2 protein-coding genes are annotated in these 2,622 nt (G+C 75.9%); both read left to right on the forward strand.

Features of this window, described 5'->3' with window-relative positions; translation table 11 throughout:
• The coding region (locus AC51EU_RS29380) for a tetratricopeptide repeat protein (protein WP_496270135.1) at positions 1-714 on the forward strand (714 nt) is incomplete at its 5' end.
• Between the two features lies 1 nt (position 715).
• Positions 716-1,870, forward strand: coding sequence for a PP2C family protein-serine/threonine phosphatase (locus AC51EU_RS29385; protein ID WP_496270136.1), 1,155 nt, complete (start codon positions 716-718; stop codon positions 1,868-1,870).
• Positions 1,871-2,622 lie beyond the last annotated feature (752 nt).

The following is a 2,622-nucleotide window of genomic DNA, read 5'->3' on the forward strand; positions in this document are numbered from 1 at the left end:
TCCGGCAGTTGGGCGGCGGACTGGCGGCTGGTGTGGCACCGCGGGCTGGTCACCCTGGCGACCGGCGACCGGGAGACCGCCGCGCTCTGCTTCGACGCGGTCCACGACGCGTTCCCGGGCGAGCCCGCCCCCAAGCTGGCCCTGGCGGTCTGCGCCGAACTGCTGGAACGGTGGGACACCGCGGCGCGGTACTACCGGCTGGTCCGGGCCGCCGACCAGGGCTTCGTCAGCGCCGCCTTCGGACTGGCGCGGGTACGGCTCGCGGCCGGCGACCGCGCGGGGGCGGTACGGGCCCTGGAGGCCGTACCGGAATCGTCCGTCCACAGCACCGCCGCGCGGATCGCCGCGGTCCGCGCGCGGCTGCGGTGGCGCTCCCCGCACGAGCCGCTGCTGGACGATCTGCGGGCCGCCGCCGCGCAGACCGAACGGCTGGCGGCCGGCGGGCTGGACGCGGAGCGAAGGGAACGGCTGACCACCGAGGTTCTGGGGTGTGCCCTGGACTGGGTACTCTCCGGGGGCCACGGTGCCGGGCCGGACGGCGGGAAGCCCCCGTCCGAGCCGCCGGTGCTGCTGGGCAGCCCGCTGCACGAGCGGGGTCTGCGGTCCGGCCTGGAACGGTCGTACCGCCTGCTCGCCCGGCTGGCGCAGCGTGGCGAGGACAGGATCGAACTGGTGGAACGGGCCAACCGCTTCCGCCCCAGGACATGGGTGTGACATGGGTGTGACGGGGCCGTCCCGGTGTGCGAACTGCGATGAACCGCTCGACGTGAGCAGCCGCTCCGGCGGGTTCTGCGGGCACTGCGGCGCGCTCCCCGCCACACCGCCGCCCCCCGATCCGCACTCCCGCCTCGCCCACGCCCCCGGCGTGCCCGCCGTCCCGTCCGCCGACCCCCGTGTCGCGGGCTACGAGGCCGTCGCGGACGAACTGCGCACCCCCGTGCGCGGCACCCGGCTGTGCGTGGAGTGCGGTGCCGCGGCCGTCGCCGCCGACGGTTACTGCCGCCGCTGCGGCCATCTCCAGTCACGTGAACGCGACCACTGGGAGCGGGAGTTGGAGGGCGTCGCCGCGGTCAGCGACATCGGCCGCCGCCATCACCGCAACGAGGACCACTTCGCCGTCTCCGCCACCGCCCTGCCCGGCGGCTCCCCCGCCGTCATCGCGGTGGTCTGCGACGGTGTCTCCTCGGCCCTGCGCCCGGACGAGGCGTCCGCCACCGCCTCCGAGACCGGCGTCGAGGCGCTGCTCGGCTCCCTGCCGCGCGGTACGCACCCCCAGCACGCCCTGCACGAGGCGATCCTGACGGCGGCCCAGGCCGTCAACGCGCTGGCCGCCGCGCCCCCCGGCCCGGCGCACCCCGACGACCACGACCGGCAGAACGCCCCCGCGTGCACCTTCGTCGGCGCGGTCGTCGGCGACGGACTGCTGACCGTCGGCTGGGTCGGCGACAGCCGCGCCTACTGGGTCCCCGACGACCGCACCGTTCCCCCGACCCGGCTCACCGAGGACGACTCCTGGGCCGCGCAGATGGTCGCCAACCACCTGATGTCCGAGGCCGAGGCGTACGCCGACGAGCGGGCGCACGCGATCACCGGTTGGCTGGGCGCGGACGCCTACGAGGTCGAACCGCACACCCGCCACTTCCGGCCCGACGGCCCCGGCGTCGTGGTGATCTGCACCGACGGCCTGTGGAACTACGCCGAGACGGCCGAGCAGATGGCCGCCGTCCTCCCCACCGACGCCCACACCCGGCCCCTCCACAGCGCCCGCGCCCTGGTGGCCCACGCCCTCGCGGGGGGCGGGCACGACAACATCACGGTGGCGGTGGTGCCGTTTCCCGCGCCGTCGGGGCGGGGGGAGGGGAAGGGCTGAGGTTCTGGGGCCGGTTTCCCCGGGGGCGTGGGGGGCGTTCCGGGTTCGTTCCGGGGTGGGGATTCCTCGGTGTTGGCCTGTTGGGGGCTCCCGGCGGGGCTGGTTTCTTTGGCGGGGGCCGTTCCGGGTGGGCCTCCCGGGGGGCGGTGCGGAGGTGCGTGCCGTGAGGCGGAGGTCCGGGCCGCTGCCCGTTCTGGTTGCCCGTTCTGGTTGCCCGTTCGGTCAGGGCTGGTGAGGCGGATGCCCGGCAGGCGGGAGGGGCGTCCGTCCCCGGGACGGGGGATTCGTTCGCGGGGCCGGGGCGGTGGTTCCTTCGTCACCCGGACGAAGGACACCCCTTCCCACCTGGGCACGAGCGGGCCGGACGGTCCTTCCGCCGCCGCGCGGGCGTACGCCCGTACGGGCCGGGCGCGGGCGGGCCGGAGGGCCGGGGCGCCGCGAAGGGGGTGGGCGTCGGTGAGGGGCGGCCCGGTACTGTGCGTCGGGCGGTGACGGCCGCCGGGTGGGGCGAGAGCGCTCCTGACATCCCCCGGAGGCCCGTTCCCGTCAGGACAGACAAGCCATCACGACGTCACGAAGTACCGCCGGAACACGGTACGGAGGGGGAAGAACCGACATGCCGACCTGCACGAACGGCCACCAGTCGGTGGCCGAGGACCGGTGCGAGGTGTGCGGCCAGCGGATGCCGGGTGCGGTTCCCCCGCCGCCCTCCCTCCCTGCCGGCTTCCTGAACACCCCGCCGGCGGACCAGC

It is taken from the genome of Candidatus Streptomyces philanthi (assembly GCF_059553635.1).